Source organism: Amycolatopsis sp. lyj-23 (assembly GCF_046549135.1).
GTDB lineage: Bacteria > Actinomycetota > Actinomycetes > Mycobacteriales > Pseudonocardiaceae > Amycolatopsis.
In genome coordinates this window covers 399643-422894 of record NZ_JAJPWN010000002.1, presented here as the reverse complement: position 1 = coordinate 422894, position 23252 = coordinate 399643, and the positions used below count along the sequence as shown (strand labels likewise).

Below are 23252 nucleotides of genomic sequence, written 5' to 3'. Positions count from 1 at the left end.
CCCGGCTCAGCCGGCGGCGTGCCGGCACCCCTTCCAGTCGAGAACGGCGGCGCCCCAGGTCAGGCCGGCGCCGAAGGCCGCCATGCCGACCCGTGTCCCGGCGGGCAGGCGGCCCTCCCGCTGCGCCCGCTCGAGCGCGACGGGGATGGAGGCGGACGAGGTGTTCCCGGTGTCCCCGACGTACACGACGGTTCGCTCGCGCGGGAAACCCAGCTCGCGCAGCACCGCGCGGATGATCCGCGCGTTGGCCTGGTGCGGGACGAACAGGTCGATGTCGGCCGGCGTGACGCCGCGGGCGGCGCACGCCTTGCGGGTGCCGCCCGCCATGGCGATCACGGCCTGCTCGTACACCTCCGCGCCGCGCATCCGCACCCAGCCGGTGTCGCGGTCGATGTAGAGGATCTCCTGCCGGGCGCCGTCGGTGCCGAGGACGACGGCCGGCGCGCACGCGGCGCAGCAGCGCGCGCCCGCCGCCTCGACGACGACCGCGCCCGCCGCGTCCCCGAACAGCGGCGCGGTGAACCGGTCGCCGGGATCGGCGATCCGGGACGCGGCTTCGGCGGCGACCACGAGCACGCACGACGACCGGCCCGACTCGACCACCGCACACGCGTGGTCGAGCGCGTACAGGAATCCCGCGCAGGCCGCGCTCAGGTCGAGTGCGGCGGTCCCGGGCACGCCGAGCCGGAAAGCCAGCCCGGGCGCCAGTCCCGGCGAGCGCAGGTCCGCGGTCACGGTCGCCACCACCACGTGGTCCACATCGGACGGACGACGGCCCGCGTCCGCCAGCGCGGCCGCACCGGCCCGTTCGGCGAGCTCGCCCAGCGGCTCGTCCGGCTCCAGCCGGCGACGTTCCCTGATCCCGGTCCTCGTCGTGATCCACTCGTCGGTGACGCCCAGCCGCCCGAAGTCGGCGTTCGGCACGACCCGTCCCGGAAGTGCCGCCCCGACCCCGGTCACCACCGGCGTCACCGCGTTTCCACCTCGTTCTTCAGCCGCTGCGGCCGGGGTGCGCGCAGCCGGTAGAGCCGCTCCGGCGCACCGACGCGCCCGTACCGGCACGACACGCTCGCCCGTCCCGATGCGGCCAGGAAACGCAGGTACCGCCGGGCGGTCACCGCGCTCATCCCGGTCGACGCGGCGACGTCCGCCGCCGTGACCGCGTCCCCCGCCGACTGCTCCACCACACCGATCACCCGGTTCAGCGTGATCACCGAGATGCCCTTCGGTGGCGCTCCGGAATTCATGCGTCCCGCCCTTCCCTCCGGTGACAGATCGATTCCAGTGTCGGGGCCCCGCGCCGACACGACGGTGACAAGATCATCCGCCCAGGACGCCGGGCAGCGTGGCGGCAGCGAACCGGGTCTCCCGCTCGTCGAGCAGGATCCGGCGGTGGAACCGCTGGAGCTCGGCCGACGGCTCGACGCCGTGTTCGTCGACGAGGCGCCGCCGGAACGCCCGGTAGACCGAGAGCGCCTCGACTCTCCGGCCGACCTGGCACAGCGCGCTGATCAGGAGCGCGGTCACCCCCTCGTCGGTGGACTCGTGCAGCCCGCCGGCGTGGAACCGGGCGACGACCGGCTGCGGCCTGCCCAGCCGCAGGTGTGCCGCCGCCCAGGAGCGCAGGGCGAGCATCCGCACCTCTCCCCAGTAGCGCACGGCGCTGCGGTGCTCGGGCCCGTCGGCGAGGCCGCCGAACGGTTCGCCCGTCCACATCGCCAGCGCCCGCTGCAGGACGGGGATGGCCTCGCCGGCGTGGTCCGCCGCGATCCGGGTGGCCGCTTCGACCATGGCGACCATGTGCAGGGCGTCCACCTCCGCCGCGGGCACGTCGAGCACCAAACCGCCACCGGTCAGCAGGACCGGCAGCGTCCGCGGCGGCACGCCCGCGGCGGCCAGCGTCCGGCGCAGCCGCCGGACGTGGGCCTGCACGGCCTGGACCGGTCGCTCGGGCGGGGCGCCGGCCCACAGCTCCTCGACAACGGGTCCGATCGGGACCGTTTCCCCGGCCCGCACGGCGAGTAGTTCGAGCAGGCTCAGGCGCAGCGACGGCCGCAGGGTCGTCTCCCCGGCCACCGTCCGGACGCGGGTCGGCCCCAGCAGGCAGATCGCGTGGGCCGGGCGCCCACCGGTCACGCCCTCAGCCCTTCGGCCAGGCTCTCCCGGCTCACCAGGTCCGCCGCCAGGTCCTCGACGTAGGGCGTGAGAGTCTCGTCGTGGTCCAGGAACGGGACGATGCGGCGGACCCGTTCGTAGAGGGGCCTGGTCCGCGACGACAGCCCGTCCGCACCACGGATGTCCACGGCCTGGCACGCGCACAGCAGCTCGAACGCGACCACGTAGGCCGCATTGGCGAGGACCTCGCGGGCCCGGCGCGCGGCCACGAACCCGAAGGAGACGATGTCCTGGAAGTCCGCTGTGGTCGTCAGCGACTGGATCGACAGGGGGGCCGAGAGGGTCCGGGTTTCGGCAGTGACCGACGCCGTCATGAACTGGCCGCCCATCAGCCCGAGCCGGGTGCCCGGATCCTCCCGGCAGAGGAAGGCGGGCAGCCCGTTGCTGTTGCTCTTGTCGAGGAACCTGTCCACCCGCCGGTTCGCGAGGTTGGTCACCGTCGCCAGCGCGAGCACGAGGTGGTCCATCGCCATGGCCACGTACTGCCCGTGGAAGTGTCCATTGTGGAATACCTCGTCCTGCTCGGGCAGGACGATCGGGTTGTCGTTGGAGGAGTTCAGCTCCGCTTCCAGCACCTCGCCGACGCGCTCGACGCTGTCCACCACCGGGCCCAGCACCTGAGGTGTGCACCGGATCGAATAGGCGTCCTCGATGGGCATCGAGCCGGCTTTCGCCGCCGGTCCCATCTCGGCGGCGAGCACCCGCTCGGTTTCCAGCTCGTTGACCGCGAGCGCGGAGTCCGCCAGCGCCTCCCAGAGCAGCCGGGCGACCCGCTGCTGGCCGCGGTGGGGCTTCACCGCGTGCACCCGGGGGTCGAAGGGCTTGGTCATCCCCGCCAGCCCCTCCACCGAGAGCGCGGAAACCAGCTGGTACACCGAGATCAGCCGGTTCGCCGCCTGGTGGACCAGGGTGCCGAGGCCGACCATCCCGGAGGTGCCGTTGATCAGCGCGAGCCCCTCCTTGTACCCGAGTTCCATCGGCTCGAGGCCGGCCGCCGCGAGCGCCTCGGCGCCGGTCATGGACTTGCCGTCGAGGCGGGCCTTCCACCGGCCGGTGCACACCAGCGCGATCGCGGCCAGCGGGCCGAGGTCGCCGCTCGTGCCCAGCGAGCCCTTTTCCGGGACCACCGGGACGATCCCGGAGTTGTACACGGCCAGCAGCTTGTCGAGGTTTGCCGTCGCGATGGCCGAGTTGCCGCGGGCCAGCGAGACGATCCGCGCGAGCATGATCGCGCGGACGACGTCGTCACCGACGTGCTCGCCCACGTTGGTGGCCACCGCCGCGAGCAGGTTCTCCTGCAGCCGCCGGGCCTCGGAGATCGGGACGAGGTGGTCGACGAACCCGCCCATGCTCGTGTTGACGCCGTAGATCACCCGGCCGTCGTCGACGAACCGGTCCAGTGTCCGCCGGGACGCCCCCACCCGGACCCGGACCGCGGCGGCCAAGGCCACCGGGACCCGTTCGTGGACGAGGTGATCGAGCTGCTCGATGCCGACGGTTTCCCCGAGTTGCAGCGTGAACGTCACAATTCTCCCCCATTCGCGGAAACAGTGGATTTCGTGCGCACGACACGAACGCGGAAGCGGACGGGCTCCGGACGCGCCGGCTGATTCGCCGCGCGGTGAAGGAATGGACCGGCCCGGCTTCCCGCAGCGTAACAGCGGCATCATGCAGCGACAAGGCGGCGACAGGCTGCCTTTCGAACATTTCCTGAGAATCCGGTGGCCGCGGCGAGCGAGCCTGTCGGACGGTCGAAAACCGACATCAACCGGCGATTCCGACATTGCTCCCACGGCGGGGAACCGTGCCCGCCGAGGGGAAACGTGGTCGGATACGATGGGCGGGAACCCGCGCGACACAACGGCGAACGGAGTGCGCATCGTGCTGCCTGGTCTGGTCCAGCGAATCGTTTACGGAATTTATACGCACCGGCTGCGAAAGCAGCTCGTGGGCGCCGAATTGCCGGGACACATCGGGATCATCATGGACGGCAACCGCCGCTGGGCCCGCCAGATGGGCATGGCCGACCCCAGCATCGGCCACAAATACGGCGCCGAACACGTCGAAACCGTGCTCTCCTGGTGCGAACGCGCGGGCGTCAAGCACGTGACGGTCTACCTGTGCTCGACCGAAAACCTCGCCCGCCGCGACGACGCCGAAGTGTCCTACCTGATGCAGCTGATCGAGCAGGTCGTCACCGACAAGCTCGCCCAGCCCGACGCCGGCTGGCAGGTCCACGTCGCCGGTACCCTCGACGCCCTGCCGGACACCACCGCGCACGCCCTGAAGAACGCCGTCGAGGTCACCCGCGACTGCGACACCGGCCACCACATCACCCTGGCCATCGGCTACGGCGGCCGCCAGGAGGTTGTCGACGCGCTGCGTGCCCTGCTGACCGAACACGCCGCCGCCGGGACACTCGACGAACTCGCCGACACCATCACCATGGAAGACGTCTCACGGCACCTCTACACCGCCGGGCAGCCCGACCCCGACCTGGTCATCCGCACCAGCGGCGAACAACGCCTGTCCAACTTCCTGGTCTGGCAGAGCGCCTACTCGGAGCTGTACTTCTGCGACACCTTCTGGCCCGCGTTCCGCGAAGTCGACTTCCTCCGCGCCCTGCGCAGCTACGCACGACGGAACCGGCGCTACGGCGGCTGAGCGTCGAGTGCGGAATCTCCGCACTCGACGCTCAGCGGGCGGGATCCGGGTGACCGCCGGGTGCGCTCCCGGCGGTCACCCTCACTGCGCGGCCAGCGCCTCGACCACCGAGGTCTTCGCGGCCTGCCGCAGCGGCAGGAGGGCGGCCACGACACCCGCGACCGCCGCGCCGGCGAAGATCAGCGCGATCCGCCCGTAGGGCAGGCTCAGCACGACGTCGTCGTTGATGACGCGGGCCGCGGCCAAGCCGAAGCCGCACCCGAGCAGCACACCGACCAGCCCGCCGACGATCCCGAAGATGACCGCCTCGGTCGTCAGCATCAGCCGCAGGTGCCGCTTGGTGAGACCGAACGCCCGCAGCATGGCCGACTCGCGGGAGCGTTCCAGCACCGACAGCGTCATGGTGTTCGCGATGCCGATCAGCGAGATCAGCACGGCCAGCGCCAGCAGGGCCGTGATCAGCGCGGTCACCTGGTTCAGCGAGGCTTCGAGCCGGTCCTTGGCGTCGGTGGTCGCCACGATCTTCGCGGTCGGCACCACGGCCGTCGCTTCGTCGACCACCGCACGGGATGCCTCCGGCGCGGTCCCCGGGGCGAACCCCACGAGCAGGCTGGTGTCGCCCCGCCCGGGGAACAACCGGTCGAACCAGCCCGGCGCGGCCAGCGTCCGCGGCACGACGTTGCCGGTCACGATCGCGACCACCTTCGCCGTCACCGGGCGGCCCGCCACCGTCATCGACACCGTCCCGCCGACCCCGACGCCGAGCTCAGCGGCCCGTTCGGGACGCAGCGCCAGCTGCCCCGGGCCGAAGCCGTCCAGCGAGCCCTGCACCACGCCCGGGGCGATGGTGCCCTCCATCGTGCTCAGCATCGACGTGGCGCCCCCGATGGTGACCGGGGCTTCACGGACCCTGGTGAGCTCCGTGACCCCGTCGTGGCCGCGCAGCCCGTCGCCGATCGACCGCGGCAGGGTCACCGAGGAGTCGCTGCCCGGCGGCGTGATGACGTAGTCGGCGGGGAGGGCCTCGCCGACCCCCACCCCGACCGACGACTCGAGCGAGCTGGTGATCACCGAGACCCCGGTGGTCAGGGTGATCCCGATGATGAGGGCGAGCACCGTCGTGGCCGCGCGTTTCGGGTTCCGCATCGCGTTCGCGACGGCGAGCCGCCCAGGCACGCCGAGCACGCGTCGGATCGGAAGGCCGACCACGCCCGCGAAGACACGGACGAGCACCGGGCCGAGGAGGATGACGCCCACGAAGAACAGCAGCCCGCCGAACGCGACGAGCATGAGCGGGTAGGTTTTGCCGTTGCTCGCCAGCGCGCCCGCCGTGCCGGCGACACCGGCGGCGCAGAAGAACGCCGCCACCACCGCGCGGGCCCGGTTGAGCCGCTCGGCACGCGGTTCCGCCTGGATCCGCAGCGCGGCGACCGGCGCGACGCGCGTCGCCGCGGCCGCCGGAAGCAGCGCCGCCGCCACGGTCGCGAGCAGCCCCGCCAGCACGCTGAGCACCACGGTCACCGGCGTCACGGTGAACGACTCCGGCGAAATCGGCGTCCCGAACGCACTCATCACCGGCAACGCGAGGTAGCCTGCCCCGATCCCGGCCAGTAGCCCGGCCACCGCCGCGCCGAGCCCGACGACGGCGGACTCCGCGAGCACGCCGCCGAACACCTGACGACGCGAAGCACCGACACACCGCGCCAGCGCCAGCTCCCGGGTGCGCTGGGCGACCAGGATGCTGAACGTGTTGTAGATGACGAACATCGCCACGAACAACGCGACCAAGGCGAACATCACCAGGCCGCTGCGCAGGACCACCGGGTCGATGCCGCTGCCCGCGGCCTGCCGCTCGGCGAACTCCTGCCCCGAGAACACCTCGTACGGGCCGCTGCCGACGGCCGCGGCCACCTTCGCCTTGAGGCCCTGCGGGTCGTCGCCCTTGACGTACATCTCGGAGAAACCGGTCTGGCCCGTCAGCTCCCGCGCGACGGGCGTGGTGAAGCCGATCCCGCCGCGCAGGGCGAGGATTCCCTGTCCCGTGACGCTGCTGAACCCGCTGACCCGCAACGGGTGCGGCTCGCCGGTGGCGTGGTCGACGAGGGTGATCGTGTCCCCGATGCCGTACCCGAGCGCCTTGGCGGTCTGCTCGGCCAGCACGGCCTCGCCGTCGCCGGCGGGCAACCGGCCCTGCACCGCCGTGGTCCGCATGGTGACCGAGAAGCCCATCGGCTGGTCCCGGATGGGGCGGCCGTTGTGGTCGAGCACGGTGATGTCGCCGATGACCAGGCCTTGCACCTGCCGGACGCCGGCGATCGCGGCGACCCGGTCGACCGCGGCCTGGTCCAGCTTCCGCAGCTGGTTGTCGGCCACCACGGCGACGTCGGCCTTGTCCGCGTTGCCGGCGACGGTGCGGTCGGTGTTGGTGCGCAGGGTGTCGCTGAGCACCAGGGTGCCCGCGACGAAGGCGGTCCCCAGCAGCGTCGCGAGCGCGGCCAGCAGCAGCCTTCGCCGGTGGGCGCGCAGCCCGGCGAGGGTGAGCTTCAGCATCCGGCTCAGCCCTCCAGCTTCTTCATCGTGTCGAGGACGGTGTCCGCGCTCGGCCGGTCCAGCTCGTGGACGAACTGCCCGTCCCGCACGAACACGACCCGGTCCGCGTACGAGGCCGCGTGCGGGTCGTGGGTGACCATGATGATCGTCTGGCCGAACTCGTCGACCGAGACCCGCAGGAACTCCAGCAGGTCGGTTCCCGAGTTCGAATCGAGGTTGCCGGTCGGTTCGTCGGCGAAGATCACCTCGGGCCGGCTCACCAGGGCGCGGGCCACGGCGACGCGCTGCTGCTGCCCGCCGGACAGCTCGCTCGGCCGGTGCCCCAGCCGGTCGGCGAGCCGCAAGCGCTCCACGACCCGTTCGACGAGCCGCGGGTCGGGACGGCGGCCCGCGATCTCCAGCGGCAGGAGGATGTTCTCGCGCGCGGTCAGCGTCGGCAGCAGGTTGAAGCTCTGGAAGATGAAACCGATGCGGTCGCGCCGGAGCTTGGTCAGCTCCCGGTCGGTCAGCGCGGTGATCTCGGTGTCGCCCAGCCAGACCGACCCCGAAGTCACCGTGTCCAGACCGGCGAGGCAGTGCAGCAACGTGGATTTCCCGGAACCCGACGGCCCCATGATCGCGGTGAACTCGCCGGCGCCGAACCCGACGTCGACCCCCCTCAGCGCATGTACTTCCGCTCCTCCCTGACCGTAGACCTTGGTCACCCCGGCCGTGCGCACCGTGTCCCGGCGCAGCGACCGATTCCGCGAGAAAGACTCCTCCATGCGCGGAAACGTAGCGATCCGCAGCTGAGAATTCCCTCAGCGCGATCATCATCGTCGTCCCCGGCCGCTTCACCAGCAGATATACGGCGCCTATACGAGCCGCCAACGCCGGCCACACCGGCCGGGCACACCCCCGTTGTTAGCTTCGATCCGTGCGACGGAATGTACTCGCCGCACGGAATCGGGAAAAACCATTCCACATGGAGGGAGTCGGCATGCCGACGCAGAGCACCAATGACTGGAAGTCCGCCGCCCACGAAAGCGGCGCGCACCCGGCCGGCCTGGGCTTCGGCGAGCTGCGCCAGGAGGACCTGACCGAGGCGCGCGCCGCGGCGCTGCCCAGCAGCGGCTACATCTGCACCCTGACCTGGGAGTGCAACTGCTGACGTAGTCGCAGGGCGACCCGCGAGGGTGTTCGACGAGTGCGGGCGGGCCGGAACACGGCCCGCCCGCACGTCACGGCCGAAAGGACCCGGAGAAATGGGCACGACCCGCTACCGCGCGGACCACGCGGCATTCCTGCGAGAGCGGCACGTCGCCGGGACCGGCGCGCCGACCGCCGCCGACCTGGCCGCGGTCGACGAATGGCGTGGATCCGCCTACCTCGACGATGCGACGATGTCCCGGCGCCTCGCCGTCGCCGGGATTTCTCGTGACACCTTCGCCGCGCTCGTCACCGGCAAACCGTTTTCGGCCGCGGGCGCGGCCACCGCGTGGGTCCCGGAACTCGACACCATTCTGTCGACCGAGCGGCCACCAGCGGGCGGGCGCGAGCCCACGACGACGCTTTACGGCGAAACCTACGAAAAACTTCTCTTCTCCGGCCTGCTCGACGCATTCGTCTCCCATTACGCCGCCCGGCTACGGGAATGGGAGAGCCAAGCTTCACTCGATCGGGTAACGCTCACCGAGCCCGCCCACGAAACCCTCGTCGACGGCCTGGCGACCGGCTTCCTCGAGATCGCCCACCGGACGCTGATCCTCGAGCTCAACGTCGCCCGGGACGGTGGCCTGCTGGCCGGGGAGACACCCGAGGAGCGCTACGCCTGCTACGACGACGTGCTGCTCCGGCAGGACAGCTACCGCACGCGGCTGTTCACCGAATACCCGGTCCTCGCGCGCGCGATGGTCCAGCACGGCACCGACTGGCTGGCGAACACCACCGAAACGCTGACGCGGCTGGCCGCCGACCTCCCGGAGCTGCGGCGCCGGGGCCTGCAGCCGGCGGACCGCGTCGTGGTGACCGGGATCCGCGGCGGTCTCGGCGACCCGCACAACCACGGCCGGTCCGTGACCTGCTTCGAGTTCGAGAACGGCCCGGCGTTGATCCACAAGCCCCGGCCGGTCGACCCGGAGCGGACCTATGCGGAGGCGCTCGACCTGCTCAACGAGCTGACCGGCCTGACCGTCAAGAGCATGCGGGTCCTCACCCGGCCCGGCTACGGCTGGTGCGAGTTCCTCGAACACGAGCCGTGCGACGGCGAGCCGGACGTACGCCGCTTCTACGTCCACATCGGCGCGATGCTGGCCGTCCTGCACGTGCTGGGCGCGGTCGACATCCACATGACCAACATCATCGCCGTCGGCGACTCGCCCGTGCCCGTCGACCTCGAGACGATCCTGCAGCACACCTCCGTCCGGCACCTCTCGTCCGCGAAGGCCAACGAACGCGCCCTCGACTTCCTCGCCCAGAGCGTGCTCGCGACCCTCGTGGTGCCGCTGCGGACCTTCGGGGACGGCGTCACGCCGGGCATCGACGTCAGCGCGATCGGCGGTGGCGCTCCCCAGCTGACCCCGCGGCCCATCCCGGCCGTCGCGGCACCGTTCACCGACGGGATGCACATCGTCGGCGTGCGCAAGGAGACGAAGCCCGCCCGGAACCGGCCGGTGCTCGACGGGCGCGCGGCCGATCCGGCGCGGTACACCGGCGAAGTCGTCCGCGGCTTCCTCGACGGATACGACGCCATCGCCGCGTCCCGCGAGCGGTTCGCCGCGCTCCTGCGCTCGGCCGACGACATCGAGGTCCGCTTCCTGGCCAGGGCGACCCGGCGCTACGACCTGTTCCGCACCGAGCGGTTCCACCCCGACTACCTGCGCGACGGCCTGGCGACCGAGCAGCTGCTGGAGAAACTCTGGACCGCCGCGACCACGCGCGACGACCTGGTCCCGGTGATCGAGGCCGAGCGCCGCCAGCTGCTGCGGGCCGACATCCCCGCCTTCCACACCAAACCCGGGTCGACCGCGTTGTTCCACGGCACCGAGGTCGTGGCCGACGACTTCTTCACCGAACCGAGCGGCCGGACGCTGCAGCGGAAACTGGCGATGCTGGGCCCGGACCACCGGGCCACGCAGCTGGCGATCCTGCGGGACGCACTCGACACGCTGGGTGGTGCCGCGCCGGTGACGGCGCCGTCGTCCGGATCGGCGGACCCCGCCCCCGAACCCGGCTTGGACGCGCTGACCCGGCGCATTCTCGACCAGCTCGCCGACGAGGCCATCCTCGGCGACGACGACTGCGCGTGGGTCGGCATCGGCACGGACGGCATCCGCGACGGCTCGCTGAGCTTCCAGCCGCTCAACACCAGCTTCTACGACGGCCTGGCCGGGCTCGCGCTGACCTTCGGGTACGCGGCCGAGCTCTACCAGGACGAGCGGTTCGCCGACCTGAGCCGCCGGAGCATGCGGCCGGTGGTCGAAGAACTCCGCCGCCGCGCGGCCGGAAGCGACGTCTTCCGCGTCGGCGCCTACGCCGGCCTCGCCGGGACGTTCTACGCGGTCTCCCACCTGCACCACTTGACCGGCGACGCGGAGTACCTCGAACTGCTCGAGTCGGCCTTGCCCCACCTGCGCGACTGCGCCCGGCGAGAAGACGCGGCCGACCTCGTCGCGGGCCTCGCCGGCTGCGCCGTCGTCGCCGCCGGCCTGCACGACCGCTACCGCATGCCGATGCTCGCCGACATCGTCGCGATCTGCGCGGAACGGCTGGCCGCGACCGCGGTGGACACCGGCACCGGACGCGGCTGGAGCCGGGACGACGGGCCACCGCTGGGCGGGCTGTCCCACGGCTCGGCGGGGATCGGCTGGGCGCTGCTCGAAGCGGCCCGCGTGCTGGACGACGACGACCGCGTGCGCCGGCTCGGCATCGAGGCGCTCGAGCACGACATGAGCCTGCGCATCCCCGGCAAGAACGCGTGGCAGGACCTGCGGGGCTTCACGGACCTCACGGGCATCGTGCAGGAGCACCCCACGCTGTGGTGCCACGGCTCGACGGGGATCGGCATGGCGCGCCTGCTGGCCCATCGGCGGGTGCCGGACCCGCGCTACCTGGCCGAAGCGGAGGCGGCGCTCGCCGCGACCGCGGAAGCGGGCCCGCTGGGCAACCACTGCCTCTGCCACGGCGAATCGGGGAGCCTCGAACTGTTCACCCTCGCGGAGCCGGTGCTTTCCGCGCTCGGTCCCGCCGCCGAGAACTGGCGGCCGCAGCGGAAGCAGCGGGCCGAGGCGCTGGTGAAGTCGCTGGCCTCGGGCGGCCCCCTGTTCGGGCGCATCACCGGCGGCACCATTCCCGGCCTGTTGCTGGGCCGGGCCGGGGTCTGCCTCACCCTGATGCGGCTGCTCGACACCGCGAACGCCCCGTCGGTGCTCTGGCTGGAGCCCGCCGGCGCCCCGGAGCGTGCGGCATGAGCGGCTACGCCCGCGTCGACGGCAAGCGGGTGCTGCTGGCCGGCACGGGCGCACCCGCCGTCACCGCGCTGCCCGAAGCGGTGCTGCGCCTGCGCCACCACTGCCCGAACGCCCGGGCACGGGTCCTGCTGACCCGGCAGGCGCTGCGGTTCGTCACCCCGACCACCGTCAACCTCGTCACCGGCGAGGAATCCGGGCTCGACGAGTGGTCCGACGAGCCGTACACCGCCGCGCCGCACGTGGAGCTGGGCCGGTGGGCCGAAGCGGTGATCGTCTACCCGGCGACCCTGCACTTCACCGGACGGCTGGCCCTCGGCCTGTCCGACACCCCGCTGCTGCTCACGCTGCAGTGCACGACGGCACCGATCGTGCTCGTCCCCTCGCTGCCGCCCGGCGGAGCCGGCGGGCGCGCCTACCGGAAGCACGTCGAGGCGCTTCACGACCGGCCGAACGTCGCCGTCGTGCCGCCCGTGGCGGGATACAGCATGACGACCGGCGAGCTGAACGTCGGCGCGCCTGCACCGTTCACGGACGCGCTCGGCCGGCTCGACGAGCTGATGCGGGAGCTCGCCGCCACCGCGGCCGTCGACTCCCGCCCGGTGCAGGAGGTGCGGTGAACCGGCCCGTCGCGTTCGTGGTGGGCACCGGCCGGACCGGGTCCACGGTGCTCTCCCGCATCCTCAACCGGCACCCGGACGTCCTCAGCCTCAACGAGCTGTTCGTCTCCCTCGGCGGGCTCGACGCCCTGCCCGCCGGGGAGCTGTCCGGTGCGGAGTACTGGCGGCTGCTTGCGGCGCCCCATCCGGTGTTCGACGAGATGATCCGGCGGGACGCGCCACTGCCGGAGTTCCTCTACCCCCGCCGTCCCGGCCGGTTCTCCGCGCACGACGGTGGCATCCCCGCGATCGCCCTGATGGCCCTGCCGCACCTGGCCGCGGACGCCGACGGCCTGTTCGACGAGCTCGCGGACATCGTCCCCGGCTGGCCCGCGCGAACGGCCGCCGGCCACCACAGGGCGCTGTTCGACCTGCTCGCCACCCGCCTCGGACGGCGGGTCGTCGTCGAGCGGTCGGGGCACTCGCTCGAGTGGGCCGGAGCCCTGCGCGCGGCGTTTCCGGAGGCGAAGTTCGTCCACATGTACCGGTACGGGCCGGATTGCGCGCTTTCGATGAGCAGGCACGGCGGTTATCGCACCGCGGCATTCGCCACGGAAATCCTCGACCGCACGGGGGTTTCCCATTTTCGCGAACTCACCCGGGCCCACGTCGAACGACTGCCGCCGGATTTGGCGCTCCTGTGCACCGCCGGCTTTGAAAACGCTTTCGGGCTGGACCGCGCCGTTCCGGTCGAGGTGTTCGGGCGGATGTGGTCGGCCATGGTTTCGGCGGGGCTGCCCGCGCTGGCGGATCTCCCGCCGGACCGGCTCGCGACGCTGCGCTACGAGGACCTGATCGCCCGGCCGCGCGGCGAACTGGCCCGGCTGAGCGGCTTCCTCGGCATCGAGGTGGATCCCGCCTGGCTCGACGCCGCCGACGACGTTCTCGACGGCGCTCGCACGGGCGCCGCCGGCCGCCTTCCCCCGGACCGGCGGGCCGCGCTGAACGCCGCCTGCGCACCCGGGATGCGGCTGCTCGGCGAGCCGGTTCCCGCGGGGTGAGCGGTGCCGGTGGCGTGCCCTGTGAGTGGTTGAGCTGAGCCTCTGCGTGGCGTGACCTGCCCGGCCGCTTACGCCCCCCGGAAACCACACACGAACGGCTGCGGTTGCGGGCCGCCGGGCTGAGCCGGCCATCGCCGCCCTCGTCCTCGGCTCCGATGACTTGCAGGACGGTTCCTAGAGCCTGTTTCGATGTGCTGACCAGCGGAACTTGTGGCTGACGTTGCAGGTGCGGAGCGCCAGGCGGTATCGGCGAGCCCGAACCGGCCGACCACGCACTGGGCCGGTCGCGGGGAGGCTGGACGACCAAGCTGCACCTGGCTACCGAGCAAGGCCAGAAGCCATTGTCGTTGCTGGTGACCGCTGGGCAGCGGGGCGATTCACCGCAGTTCGAAGCGGTGCTGGCCAGGGTCCGGGTCGCTCCGGATTGGGGGTGGGCGTGCCCGGACCCGGCCGGATCGTGTCCTGGCGGACAAGGCCTGCAGCGGACAAGGCCGGCAGTTCCCGCGCCAACCGGGCGGTGGCCGGCCACCGGCATTCGACCCGGAGATCCACAAGCAACGACACGCGGTCGAGTGCGGCATCAACCGGCTCAAACGCAACCGAGGCGTCGCCACACGGTTCGACAAACTTGCCGTTCGCTACGAGAGGCAACCGTGCACATCGCGGCGATCAACGAGGGGCTACGCCATTGAAACGGGCTCTAAGCCTGCAGGACGCTGTTGCGCACCCCGTCCTCGTCCCGGTTCAGGATCGACGCGTGCAGTTCGCGGAAACTGTCCGACGGATCCAGCCCGAACTCCTCCGCGAGCGCCTCGGTGGCGTGCCGCCAGGTCGTCAGCGTGCCGGCGATGTCACCGGCGAGGTAACACGCCCGCATCAGCAACGCCCACGACGTTTCCCGGTAGGGCGCCGTGCCGACCAGGCCGCGCAGCTCGGGGATCACCTCGGCGGACGCCCCCTGCAGCAGCTTCACGTGCACCAGCCGCTCGCGGACGGTCAGCTGGAGCTGTTCGAGGGCGTGGAACCGGGCCTGCAGCACGCGGGAGGCGGCGCAGCCCTGCCCGACGGGCCCCCGCCAGAGCTCCAGCGCACGGGCGAACCCGGCTCCCGCTTCGCCGATGTCACCGGCCCTGAGCCGAACGCCCGCCTCCTCCGCCAGCTCGGTGAACCGCAGCACGTCGACCTGGCCGGGGCACACCGCCAGTGCGTAGCCGCCCCGGCTGCCGGCGATGGTGGTCAGCCTGCCCGCCACGGCGGGGTCGACGGACGCCAGCACCCGGCGCAGCCGCCACACGCACCCCCGCAGGTTGTCCAGCGCCGAGCGGGGCGGGTCGTCCCACAGCGACTCGACCAGCCGCTCCTTCGCCACGTACTGGCCCCGCTCCAGCAGGAGCGCAGCGAAGAGCCCCCGCACCATCGCCGAGTCGACCGGCGTGGTGCGCCCGCCCCGCGACAGCGCCACTCTTCCCGAAAGCCGGAACAGCGTCTCGCCTCCCGAATGGTCACACACGGACAGCTGGCCGGACACGATCTGCCTCACGCGAAATTCCCCCCAGACGCGTTTTCCTGACGGCTGAACCAAACCCGGTTTCCGATCCGCCGATCCGGATCCCCACCCCCACAATCGGCTAAACGTGCCGATAATTCACCTTCTTCGTTCTAGCACAAACCGGCCGCCTCGTCCTCAAGGCCGTTCGGCGGCGCGATGGCCTTCGAGCCGCCGGGCCACGGCGTCCCAAGTGCGGGCGCAGTGCCGGGCCAGCCGCGCCACCGCCGTCCGCGAATGAGGCGGCAGCCGGACGATCAGCCGCTCCCAGTGGTCCAAGGTCTGGGTGTGCAGGCTAAGCAGCCGGAGCACGGCCCGGCCCTCCACCGTCGCGCGCAGCGCCGGGTCCCGCGCCAGCTCACGGAGGGCCGGGAGGACGTCGCCGGGGCCCGTCTGCACCGGCACGGAGACCGGCGTGGCCTCGTGGCCGGCGGGTCCGGGCCCGGCCACGGGCGTGCGCGGTCTCGCGACCCGCGGCCGCTTCGGCGGGATCGGCCCTTCGCCGGCACTCAGCCGGCGGCGAACGTCCCGGGCCGTGCTCAACGCGATTCCCGCCTGGGCCGCGACTTCGCGTAACGGGGCGTCGGGACGACGCGCCAGCAGTTCCCCGGCCCGGAGGCGGCCGGCCCGCGCGCTGACCGGGCGCGCCCGGCCGTCGCGGCCGATCCGCTGGCCGGAGACGTTCACGGGCAGCCGGCGGCGGATCGCCCCGACCGTCTTGTCGGAGAGACCCGCGATCTCCGCGATCCGCCGGTCCGACCACTGCGGGTGCGACCGGAGGATGCGCCCGGCGGCGGCCGTGCGATCGGCGTTCGACAACGGCAGGCCGTGCACCGCGTTCTGGTGCACGGCCACGACGAAGGCCTCCTCCGCGGAACCGTCGAAGAAGCGGGCCGCGATCCGGTCGCCGCCTCGCATGATGACGGCCCGGAGCCGGTGCATCCCGTCGATGACCCGCATCGTGGCCCGGTGCACGATGATCGGCGGCAGCTCGGTCGCCGATTCGGCCATGTTCCGGACGTGCGCCAGGTCGTCGCCGCCGGTCCGCGGCGAATCGGCGGCGAGGAGGTCGGTCACCGCCACCATGACCACGCCCGCGTCCGGTCTCGCGGACAGCGCCCGCCCGGACGGAAAACCGGATGTCCCACTCACCGGCGCGTGCTCCTGCCCCGTCATGCAATCCCCTCCCGATCGCAGCGCGGCCGCCGTCCGGGAACCGGTACGCCCGCGGTCGTGTTCGCGTCCCGGCGCGGTGGAACCCCGCGCGGCACGGAGCGGAGCCACTCCCGATCCCGTGGATTTCGCAGCACGAAAGAGCCTTTTCCGCTTTCGTGCGCCGTCCCGTCCCCCGATACGACAACCATTCCCCAACGAGCCGCCCAGTTCACCGGCCGACGCGCCCGCAGGACGGACGACGGCAACCGTACGTCTATTACACTGGCCACGCCGCGGCCGCAGAACCCCCGACCGGGTAAGGATGGTCAGCCGGAAGTCAGGCTTCGTCAAGAAGTAACACCTCCGATCCCCGCGTCACGCTCCCGCCCGCCGGAACGGCCATTGCCGGATATCGCGGCTCCGCGTGCCGGAACTGGCATCGGGGAGCGGGCCTGTGCCACGCTGGATCACACCCCGGCGCGGTGCCGTCCGGACGGCGCGGGCGATGCCGGGGGCCTGGGGGAGGCACACCGATGACGACAGGCCCGCAGCTGGGCACATACCTGGCCGAATTGCGCTGGTCGCCCGAGCGGCTGGCCCGTGAACTGAACCGGGAATACGGCCAGGGAACCGTCAGCCCGAAAGCCCCGTACGGCTGGTTGAAAGGCTCCTTTCCCCGGGGACGCATCCCCGGTTTCGTCGCCGAAGTCCTTTCCGGCCGGCTCGGCAAGCCCGTCGAAATCGGTCAGATCTGGCCCGGCCGCGCCGACAGCGGAACGGCCGCCGACGATCACATCGAGCGCGCGTGGTCGGTCGAGTCGGCCACCCGCTCGCTCCGGCGGCTGACCGCCGCGCCACGCCGGCTTCCGGCGGAGTCCGTGGCGCCGCACCCCGGCACCACGCTCCTGTCCGTCGCGGTCGACTGGCTGACCGCGACGAGGCAGCCGGTGCCGTCCGGCCGCGAACCGGGCGGGTTCTTCCGCGAACTGCCGGACGTGCTCGCCGAGCGGCTCGACCAGCTGCGGCGGATGGACGACCGGCACGGCGGGCTGCCGGTCGCGGACTGGTGCGTCCACGACCTCCGGTGGATCGTGAAGCTCCTCGACGAAGGCAGCCACGACGCCTCGACCGGACGGCAGCTGTACCTGGTGGCGGCCGAGCTCGCGCAGGCCGGCGGCTGGTTGCTCGCCGACCTCGGCCGGTACGGGGAAAGCCAGCGCCACCACCTCGCGGCACTGCGGGCCGCGAGCGTCGCCGGTGACCGCGAGTTCGGTGCCTACGTCCTGTCCTGCCTCGCCTACCACCTCACCTGGCGCGGCCGTCCGCGTGACGCGGTTCGTGTGCTGACCGTCGCGCGCCAGGGCGTCGAAAGCTCCCCGATGCACGAGCTGCACGCCCTGCTCGCGACCCGGCTCGCACGCGGACACGCGGGCGCCGGGGACGAGACCGCGTGCGAAGCGGCGCTGGCCGAGGCCGCGGAGCGGCTCGACGAGGCGGGTCCGGTGGCCGACCGGCCGGCGTGGATCCGGTGGCTCACGCCGGCGCTGCTCGCCGCGGACGCCGGCCGCGCACAGCTGGAGCTCGGGCGGCCCCGCCGCGCCGAACCGTTGCTGTCGACCGGACTCGCGCAACTGGACGAGACCCAGCGGCGCAACCGTCTCCTGCACTCGCTGTCCCTCGCGGAGGCCCGGCTCGCCACCGGCGAACTCGAAGGCGCCAGCCAAGCCGCGCTCGCGGCACTGCCCGACGCCGCGGCCGTGGACTCGGGCCGGGCACGCCAGCGGCTGCGCCTGCTCCGGCAATCGTTCGCCCGCCACGACAGCGTCCTCGCCCGCCAGACGGCCGACCGCTTCGACGAGGTGACGAGCCGGCCGACGCGCCGGACTCCGGCCACCGAGTGACCGGCTCCCGGTCAGCCGGGGCTTCCCGCCGTCACCGGCAGCCAGGCCAGGATCGTGTCGGCGGCCTCTTCTGCCGAAAGCACGCTCGTGTCGACGTGGACGTCGGGATTCCGCGGTCGTTCGTACGGCGAATCGATGCCGGTGAAGTTCCTCAGCTCGCCGCGCCGGGCTTTCCGGTACAGGCCCTTGGGATCACGGGCCTCCGCGACCGGCAGCGGGGCGTCGACGAACACCTCGCAGAACTCGCCGTCGCCGACCAGCCCGCGGGCCAGCGCCCGATCCGCGGCGAACGGCGAAATGAGCGAAACGACCACGACCAGACCCGCGTCCACCATCAACGCCGCGACCTCCGCGACGCGCCGGACGTTTTCCCGCCGGTCGGCGTCACCGAACCCGAGGTCACCGTTCAGCCCGGTACGCACATTGTCCCCGTCCAGCAGGTAGGTATGCGCTCCCGATTCGTGCAGCCGTTCCTCGACCAGGTTGGCAATCGTCGACTTGCCCGCGCCGGAAAGGCCGGTCAGCCAGATCACCAGCGGCTCGTGCCCGTTCAACCTCGTTCGCGCCGCCTTTCCGACGGCGGTGGCCTGCCGATGGACGTTCGCGGTCATTTCCCGCCCCCTCGGATATTCCGCTGGGTGCCAGGATATCGGCGCCGCCGGGCCGGCGGTCAAGTTCCCGGCACCTCGGCCTGTTGTCCGCCCCGCCGCACCTTGCTAGGGTCGCCACCGGGATTCCTGTGGGGAAAAGGAGATCAGCGGCATGAGCCTGGCCAACGTCCTGGCCCTGCGGGCCCGCCCGGCCGACCGGACGGAGCAATACGGCTCCGGCCCCGAACGCGTGGCCGAAATATGGCAGGGCGGTGAAAAGGTCGCCGTTGTCGTGCACGGCGGATTCTGGGCCGCCGAATACGATCGCGCGCACATCCGGCCGTTCTGCGCGGCGCTCGCCGACCACGGCTACACGACCGTCGCCGTCGAATACCACCGGGTCGGGCAGCGGGCAGGCGGCTGGCCCGGCACGTTCACCGACGTCGCCGCGGCGGTCGACGCGCTCCCCCGGCTCACCGGCGGCCTGGCCCGCCGCGAAACGACCGTCCTCGTCGGGCACTCCGCGGGTGGCCACCTCGCGCTGTGGACCGCGTTGCGGGACCGGCTGCCCGACGGCGGTCCGGGGATCCCGGGGAGCAGGCTCGAAGTCGGTGGCGTCGTCTCCCTGGCGGGGGTCTGCGACCTCGTCGACGGCCATCGGCGCAACCTCGACGACGGTGCCGTGCACCGGCTGCTCGGCGGGCCGCCGGACGATCTCTCCGCCCGGTACCGGGTGGCCGACCCGATCCGGCTCGTGCCGTCGGCCGCGCGGTGCGTGCTCGTCCACGGCGACCAGGACGACCGCGTGCCGGTGAGCCAGAGCGTGCGGTTCCACGCGGCCGCGCTCGCCCAAGGGGGCGACGTCCGGCTGACGATCCTGCCGGGCACCGGGCACTTCGAGCTGATCGATCCGACCTCGGCGGCGTTCGACGCGGTTCTCGACGCGATCCGGACCGCGTTCGCCGCGCCGGACTACCTCGCCCCGACCGGTTCGGACTCGGTGAAGTAGCGCCCGAAAACCCTCTCGACGACCGGGACCGGGCGCAGTGCGTACAGCATCAGCGCGTAGCAGCTGCCGCGCAGGAACAAGGACGGGACGAGCAGACCCGCGCCGACGGCCGCCGTGGCGAGCGGCTTGCTGTGCACGACGTCGAGCATGGCCAGCGGCGCCACGCCCAGCAGGACCGTTTCCAGGATGACCCGGACCGCGAACAGGCCGTAGAGCCGCCCGAACACCCGCCGTCCGCGCAGCGACGTGAGCACCGACGTCCGCTCGCGCGCGGACGCCGGCAGCGGGGCGGCGACGATCGCGGTGGAGACCGCCGCATAGGCGGCCGGGAAGGCGAGCACGGCGACGACGAGCAACGGAACCGTCAGGTCGACCCCGGCAGTGCGCCAGATCAGCAACGCGGGCAGGTACCCGATCAGGGCAGCCAGCGCGCAGAGGGCGTAGATCGCCAGTTCGGCGACGAACAACCAGTGGACGGTGCCGAGGCTGATCGACCGCAGTGTCGCCGGCAAGGTCGTGCGGCCGTCCCGGAAGACCAGCAGCAGCTGCTGGGAAGCGGCCGAACTGATCAAGATCTTGCCCGTATACCCGGCCGCGGCCACCGCCAGGACGGCCGGCGAGCGCACCAGCGACCACACTTCCGCCGGTCCCGCGTCGAAGATCCAGCCGGGGCGGAACACGTCCGCCGCGATGCCCTGGTCGGGGACCAGCAGGGAGAACGCCAGCACCACGGCCGCGACGACGAGGACCCCCGGATTGCGCACGAGCAGCACGAACGGGCGGACGACCGCTTGCCGCGCGAGATCCCGGCGCACGGGTCAGTCGGCGGCGATGGTGGACAGGTCGCGCAGCGTCCAGCCGCACAGGACGGTCAGCACGAGCAACGCTCCACCCAGCAGCGTCGGCAGCAGTCCGGTGACGCCGTCCACCACGGTGGGCCAGAGCACGACGCCGCTCCCGACCGCCAGTGCCGTGGCCACCACGCCGATCCCCCACCACAGCCGCCCGGGCTGCGGCGCCACGACGTCGTCCGGGTCGAGGCCGGCGATGACGCCGCACACCTGCACCGCGCCCAGCACGAGCGCGAGCCACCACCCGATCAGCAAGGTGGTGCGCAGGGCGGGGGAAAGCTCCGCGGACAGGTTCGCGGTGACGAACACCGCGCCGCCGATGAGGAGGGGTACCGCGAGCCGGCGGAGCGCCTGCGCGCCGAGGCGGACCACCGCCCTGACGGATAGCCGCGGCAACGGGACCACCAGCACGAGGCCTGCCAGCACGAGGACATCGCTGAGGTTCGCCGCCCAAGAGTGCACCACGTCCGCCGGGAGCAGTGCGTCTTCGACCGCGACGTGCCCGAGCAGCCAGCCGCTCAGCCCGACGACGAACACCAGTGCGGCGGCCCGGCTGCGCCGCTGCGCGCCCGAGTCGGCGGGCCACACCACCGGGTGCACCCACATGTCCAGGGCGCCGACCAACAGGTTCGGCAGCCGTCGCCAGCCGGCGGCGCCCGCCTCGTCCTCGAGCCCGGCGCCCCAGTGGCTGCGCAGGGACGCCGGGTACAGCCGAACGAGCCGCGCCGCCCAGCTCATGCCGGGTTCACCCCCAACCGGCGCAGTCCCGCGTCGGCGACACGGGCCATCGCGCGCAGTTCGCGTTCGAGGACCTCGCGGCCGCGGTCGGTCAGCCGCACCGGCCGCTGCCTGCCCTGTTCCGCCAGCGACTCGACCAGCCCCTTGGCCTCCAGCCGGGCCAGTGCGCCGTAAAGGCTGCCGACGCCGAGGCGCTCACCGGTCAGCTGCTCGATCGCGCTGTTGATGGCGTAGCCGTGCAACTGGCCGTCGGCCAGTGCACACAGCACCAAGGTCTGCGCGTCGTTGGCTTGCATCCGTTCTCCCTCGCTCTGCTCCCAGCATAGTAGTACGCGACGCGTGGTACGCGCCGTGTACTATCCGAGCCATGGTGGAAAACGACACACCAGTGGTCCTGGACAACGTCGCCAAGACGTTCGGATCCACTGTCGCGGTGCAATCGGTCTCCTGGGCCCCGCAGCGCGGGCAGGTGACCGCGCTGGTCGGGCTCAACGGGGCGGGCAAGTCCACGCTGATGCGCATCATCACCGGGCTGATCCGGCCGACCGAAGGCTCGGTGACCGTCACCCCGGGCCGCGACGGCAGCCGCGCGCTTTCGGCGATGATCGAAGCCCCCGCGCTGTTCAACGGGCTGACCGTCCGGCGCAACCTGGAGATGCACCGGGTGCTCACCGGCGCCGGCACCGCGGACGTCGCCCGGGTGGTCGAGCTCGCACAGGTCGGCGACGTGCTCAAGCGCCGGGCCGGCACGCTGTCCCAGGGCTACCGGCAGCGGGTCGCGATGGCGCAGGCGCTGTTGCGCTCGCCCGACATGCTCCTGCTCGACGAGCCGACCAACGCGCTCGACCCGGAGGCCATCGTGCACCTGCGCACGATGATCAGGACGGTCGCCGACGCCGGGACGGCGGTGGTGGTCTCGAGCCACCAGCTGCGCGAGCTGGAAGGGACCGCCGACGCACTGGCCCTGCTGCACGGCGGCCGCATCCTCTACGACGGCCCGTTCGACTCCTTCATCGGACCGCCGACGTTGCGGGTGCGGGCCGCAGGGGCCGGCGACAGCGCACGGCTGACCGAGCTGCTGCGGGCGAAGCACGTCGACGCCGTGCACACCGGCGACGGCATCCGGGCGACCGCCGGAACCGCGGCCGACGCCGACGCCGTCGCGCAGCAGATCTTCAGCACCGCGGTCAAGGCCGACATCGAGCTGATCGAACTGTCCCACCTCGCACCGACCCTCGAAGAAGCCTTCCACATCGCGATCGCCGGAGCCCGCTCATGACCACCTTCCGCGCCGAACTGCTGCGCGCCCGCAGCCGGACCACCCTCGTGTTCCTGCTGCTGTGCATCGTGTTCACCCTGTTTTCGATGAGCAACGCCGGCCCGCAGGGCCATCCGCCGCTGTGGGGCTTCCGGGAGGTGGCCATCCTGACCGCGACCCTGCTGATGGGCCGCGGCGCCGTGGTCGCCGCGAACGACTTCTCGACCGGGACGATCCGGCCGTGGCTGATCTCCCGGCCGTCCCGGATCTCGGTGTTCACCGGCAAGCTCGCCGCCTCGGTCACCGTCGCGCTCGGCAGCGCGGTGATCATCGGGCTGGTTTCGTTCGCCGCCGGCGGCGTCTTCGGGGAGACCGCGACCGCGCGCGACATGGCCGTCGCGACCGGGCAGTTCGCGCTCGCCTGCGTGGCGCTCACCATTTTCGGCCACGCCGTCGGGGTGCTCACCAGGTCCGTGCCCGCGGCGCTGGCCATCACCATCGCCTGGGTACTGCCCGCCGAGAAGGTGCTCCAGGGCCGTTCGTCCACTTTGGACCAGTGGCTGCCGGGAAACCTGCTGCAGGACTTCACGCTCGGCGTGATCGGGTACCACACCAGCCCGGCCGCGGCGGTGCTGCACGCGACGGTGCCGTTCATCCTGCTGGACGTCGTGGCGCTGGTCCTGTTCGCCCGGCGTGACATCAACAGCTGA

General features: G+C 72.2%; 21 protein-coding genes. 9 read left to right on the top strand and 12 right to left on the bottom strand.

Going from position 1 to position 23252, the window contains the following annotated elements; translation table 11 throughout:
- Positions 1 to 6: 6 nt before the first annotated feature.
- The 4 genes from ACLJPY_RS04555 to ACLJPY_RS04540 all read right to left on the bottom strand — a co-directional run bounded on the left by ACLJPY_RS04555 (position 7) and on the right by ACLJPY_RS04540 (position 3701).
- Positions 7 to 972 carry a beta-ketoacyl-ACP synthase 3 gene (locus tag ACLJPY_RS04555; protein ID WP_410586737.1) on the bottom strand — a complete coding sequence of 322 codons (966 nt, stop codon included), beginning with the start codon at positions 970 to 972 and terminating at the stop codon, positions 7 to 9.
- Positions 969 to 1247, bottom strand: coding sequence for a DUF977 family protein (locus tag ACLJPY_RS04550; RefSeq protein ID WP_410586736.1), 279 nt, complete (start codon positions 1245 to 1247; stop codon positions 969 to 971). The genes ACLJPY_RS04555 and ACLJPY_RS04550 overlap by 4 nt, the downstream gene beginning before the upstream one ends.
- Before the next feature lie 73 nt (positions 1248 to 1320).
- Positions 1321 to 2136: an AfsR/SARP family transcriptional regulator gene (locus ACLJPY_RS04545; protein WP_410586735.1), complete on the bottom strand. Its 816-nt coding sequence runs from the start codon at positions 2134 to 2136 to the stop codon at positions 1321 to 1323.
- Positions 2133 to 3701, bottom strand: a complete 1569-nt coding sequence (locus ACLJPY_RS04540) for a phenylalanine aminomutase (D-beta-phenylalanine forming) (RefSeq protein WP_410586734.1) — start codon at positions 3699 to 3701, stop codon at positions 2133 to 2135. The genes ACLJPY_RS04545 and ACLJPY_RS04540 overlap by 4 nt, the downstream gene beginning before the upstream one ends.
- Before the next feature lie 352 nt (positions 3702 to 4053).
- Here ACLJPY_RS04540 and uppS point away from each other — a divergent pair, with 352 nt between their 5' ends.
- Complete coding sequence (gene uppS / locus ACLJPY_RS04535) at positions 4054 to 4839, top strand: polyprenyl diphosphate synthase (protein ID WP_410587005.1); 786 nt, start codon at positions 4054 to 4056, stop codon at positions 4837 to 4839.
- Between the two features lie 81 nt (positions 4840 to 4920).
- On the opposite strand, the gene ACLJPY_RS04530 is transcribed toward uppS, so the two are convergent.
- Positions 4921 to 7389, bottom strand: coding sequence for an ABC transporter permease (locus tag ACLJPY_RS04530; protein ID WP_410586733.1), 2469 nt, complete (start codon positions 7387 to 7389; stop codon positions 4921 to 4923).
- 5 nt (positions 7390 to 7394) lie between these two features.
- Positions 7395 to 8153 (bottom strand): ABC transporter ATP-binding protein, encoded by a 759-nt coding sequence (locus tag ACLJPY_RS04525; RefSeq protein WP_410586732.1) that lies wholly within the window; start codon positions 8151 to 8153, stop codon positions 7395 to 7397.
- A 215-nt stretch (positions 8154 to 8368) separates the two neighbouring features.
- On the opposite strand from ACLJPY_RS04525, the gene ACLJPY_RS04520 reads away from it, so the two are divergent.
- The 4 genes from ACLJPY_RS04520 to ACLJPY_RS04505 all read left to right on the top strand — a co-directional run bounded on the left by ACLJPY_RS04520 (position 8369) and on the right by ACLJPY_RS04505 (position 13494).
- Positions 8369 to 8539: a hypothetical protein gene (locus tag ACLJPY_RS04520; RefSeq protein WP_410586731.1), complete on the top strand. Its 171-nt coding sequence runs from the start codon at positions 8369 to 8371 to the stop codon at positions 8537 to 8539.
- Positions 8540 to 8633: 94 nt separating this feature from the next.
- Entirely contained in the window at positions 8634 to 11837 is a 3204-nt protein-coding gene (locus ACLJPY_RS04515) for a type 2 lanthipeptide synthetase LanM family protein (RefSeq protein ID WP_410586730.1), read from the top strand.
- On the top strand, positions 11834 to 12454 hold the full coding sequence (locus tag ACLJPY_RS04510; protein WP_410586729.1) for a flavoprotein: 621 nt from the start codon (positions 11834 to 11836) through the stop codon (positions 12452 to 12454). The genes ACLJPY_RS04515 and ACLJPY_RS04510 overlap by 4 nt, the downstream gene beginning before the upstream one ends.
- The gene (locus ACLJPY_RS04505; protein WP_410586728.1) at positions 12451 to 13494 is read left to right on the top strand and encodes a sulfotransferase family protein; all 1044 of its coding nucleotides are present in this window, start codon (positions 12451 to 12453) and stop codon (positions 13492 to 13494) included. The genes ACLJPY_RS04510 and ACLJPY_RS04505 overlap by 4 nt, the downstream gene beginning before the upstream one ends.
- Before the next feature lie 700 nt (positions 13495 to 14194).
- Here ACLJPY_RS04505 and ACLJPY_RS04500 read toward each other — a convergent pair.
- Together ACLJPY_RS04500 and ACLJPY_RS04495 are read right to left on the bottom strand one after the other, a co-directional pair.
- A complete protein-coding gene (locus ACLJPY_RS04500; protein WP_410586727.1) occupies positions 14195 to 15034 on the bottom strand; it encodes an AfsR/SARP family transcriptional regulator in 840 nt (279 codons plus the stop codon).
- A 144-nt stretch (positions 15035 to 15178) separates the two neighbouring features.
- Positions 15179 to 16216: a ParB N-terminal domain-containing protein gene (locus tag ACLJPY_RS04495; protein WP_410586726.1), complete on the bottom strand. Its 1038-nt coding sequence runs from the start codon at positions 16214 to 16216 to the stop codon at positions 15179 to 15181.
- Between the two features lie 512 nt (positions 16217 to 16728).
- On the opposite strand from ACLJPY_RS04495, the gene ACLJPY_RS04490 reads away from it, so the two are divergent.
- Positions 16729 to 18096 (top strand): hypothetical protein, encoded by a 1368-nt coding sequence (locus ACLJPY_RS04490; protein ID WP_410586725.1) that lies wholly within the window; start codon positions 16729 to 16731, stop codon positions 18094 to 18096.
- Positions 18097 to 18107: 11 nt separating this feature from the next.
- Here the strand turns inward: ACLJPY_RS04490 and cysC are convergent, their stop codons facing one another.
- Positions 18108 to 18707: an adenylyl-sulfate kinase gene (gene cysC, locus ACLJPY_RS04485; protein ID WP_410586724.1), complete on the bottom strand. Its 600-nt coding sequence runs from the start codon at positions 18705 to 18707 to the stop codon at positions 18108 to 18110.
- 151 nt (positions 18708 to 18858) lie between these two features.
- Between cysC and ACLJPY_RS04480 the strand changes: the two genes are divergently transcribed.
- Entirely contained in the window at positions 18859 to 19695 is an 837-nt protein-coding gene (locus tag ACLJPY_RS04480) for an alpha/beta hydrolase family protein (protein WP_410586723.1), read from the top strand.
- On the opposite strand, the gene ACLJPY_RS04475 is transcribed toward ACLJPY_RS04480, so the two are convergent.
- Genes ACLJPY_RS04475 through ACLJPY_RS04465 form a run of 3 tightly spaced genes read right to left on the bottom strand, consistent with a single transcriptional unit; the run spans position 19659 to position 21580 of the window.
- Positions 19659 to 20510 (bottom strand): hypothetical protein, encoded by an 852-nt coding sequence (locus ACLJPY_RS04475; protein ID WP_410586722.1) that lies wholly within the window; start codon positions 20508 to 20510, stop codon positions 19659 to 19661. The two genes, ACLJPY_RS04480 and ACLJPY_RS04475, sit on opposite strands and share 37 nt — an antisense overlap.
- A gap of 3 nt (positions 20511 to 20513) precedes the next feature.
- Positions 20514 to 21284, bottom strand: a complete 771-nt coding sequence (locus ACLJPY_RS04470) for a hypothetical protein (protein ID WP_410586721.1) — start codon at positions 21282 to 21284, stop codon at positions 20514 to 20516.
- Positions 21281 to 21580 carry a PadR family transcriptional regulator gene (locus tag ACLJPY_RS04465; protein ID WP_410586720.1) on the bottom strand — a complete coding sequence of 100 codons (300 nt, stop codon included), beginning with the start codon at positions 21578 to 21580 and terminating at the stop codon, positions 21281 to 21283. The genes ACLJPY_RS04470 and ACLJPY_RS04465 overlap by 4 nt, the downstream gene beginning before the upstream one ends.
- A 71-nt stretch (positions 21581 to 21651) precedes the next feature.
- Here ACLJPY_RS04465 and ACLJPY_RS04460 point away from each other — a divergent pair, with 71 nt between their 5' ends.
- A complete protein-coding gene (locus ACLJPY_RS04460; RefSeq protein ID WP_410586719.1) occupies positions 21652 to 22563 on the top strand; it encodes an ABC transporter ATP-binding protein in 912 nt (303 codons plus the stop codon).
- Positions 22560 to 23252 (top strand): hypothetical protein, encoded by a 693-nt coding sequence (locus tag ACLJPY_RS04455; RefSeq protein WP_410586718.1) that lies wholly within the window; start codon positions 22560 to 22562, stop codon positions 23250 to 23252. Before ACLJPY_RS04460 ends, ACLJPY_RS04455 begins: the two co-directional genes overlap by 4 nt.

Bases quoted from the DNA above. Each gene is read 5' to 3' on its own strand.
- ACLJPY_RS04550 (WP_410586736.1), bottom strand. From the start codon at position 1,247: ATGAATTCCGGAGCGCCACCGAAGGGCATCTCGGTGATCACGCTGAAC.
- ACLJPY_RS04530 (WP_410586733.1), bottom strand. From the start codon at position 7,389: ATGCTGAAGCTCACCCTCGCCGGGCTGCGCGCCCACCGGCGAAGGCTG.
- ACLJPY_RS04525 (WP_410586732.1), bottom strand. From the start codon at position 8,153: ATGGAGGAGTCTTTCTCGCGGAATCGGTCGCTGCGCCGGGACACGGTG.
- ACLJPY_RS04520 (WP_410586731.1), top strand. From the start codon at position 8,369: ATGCCGACGCAGAGCACCAATGACTGGAAGTCCGCCGCCCACGAAAGC.
- ACLJPY_RS04515 (WP_410586730.1), top strand. From the start codon at position 8,634: ATGGGCACGACCCGCTACCGCGCGGACCACGCGGCATTCCTGCGAGAG.
- ACLJPY_RS04510 (WP_410586729.1), top strand. From the start codon at position 11,834: ATGAGCGGCTACGCCCGCGTCGACGGCAAGCGGGTGCTGCTGGCCGGC.
- ACLJPY_RS04495 (WP_410586726.1), bottom strand. From the start codon at position 16,216: ATGACGGGGCAGGAGCACGCGCCGGTGAGTGGGACATCCGGTTTTCCG.
- ACLJPY_RS04490 (WP_410586725.1), top strand. From the start codon at position 16,729: ATGACGACAGGCCCGCAGCTGGGCACATACCTGGCCGAATTGCGCTGG.
- cysC (WP_410586724.1), bottom strand. From the start codon at position 18,707: ATGACCGCGAACGTCCATCGGCAGGCCACCGCCGTCGGAAAGGCGGCG.
- ACLJPY_RS04480 (WP_410586723.1), top strand. From the start codon at position 18,859: ATGAGCCTGGCCAACGTCCTGGCCCTGCGGGCCCGCCCGGCCGACCGG.
- ACLJPY_RS04470 (WP_410586721.1), bottom strand. From the start codon at position 21,284: ATGAGCTGGGCGGCGCGGCTCGTTCGGCTGTACCCGGCGTCCCTGCGC.
- ACLJPY_RS04465 (WP_410586720.1), bottom strand. From the start codon at position 21,580: ATGCAAGCCAACGACGCGCAGACCTTGGTGCTGTGTGCACTGGCCGAC.
- ACLJPY_RS04460 (WP_410586719.1), top strand. From the start codon at position 21,652: ATGGTGGAAAACGACACACCAGTGGTCCTGGACAACGTCGCCAAGACG.
- ACLJPY_RS04455 (WP_410586718.1), top strand. From the start codon at position 22,560: ATGACCACCTTCCGCGCCGAACTGCTGCGCGCCCGCAGCCGGACCACC.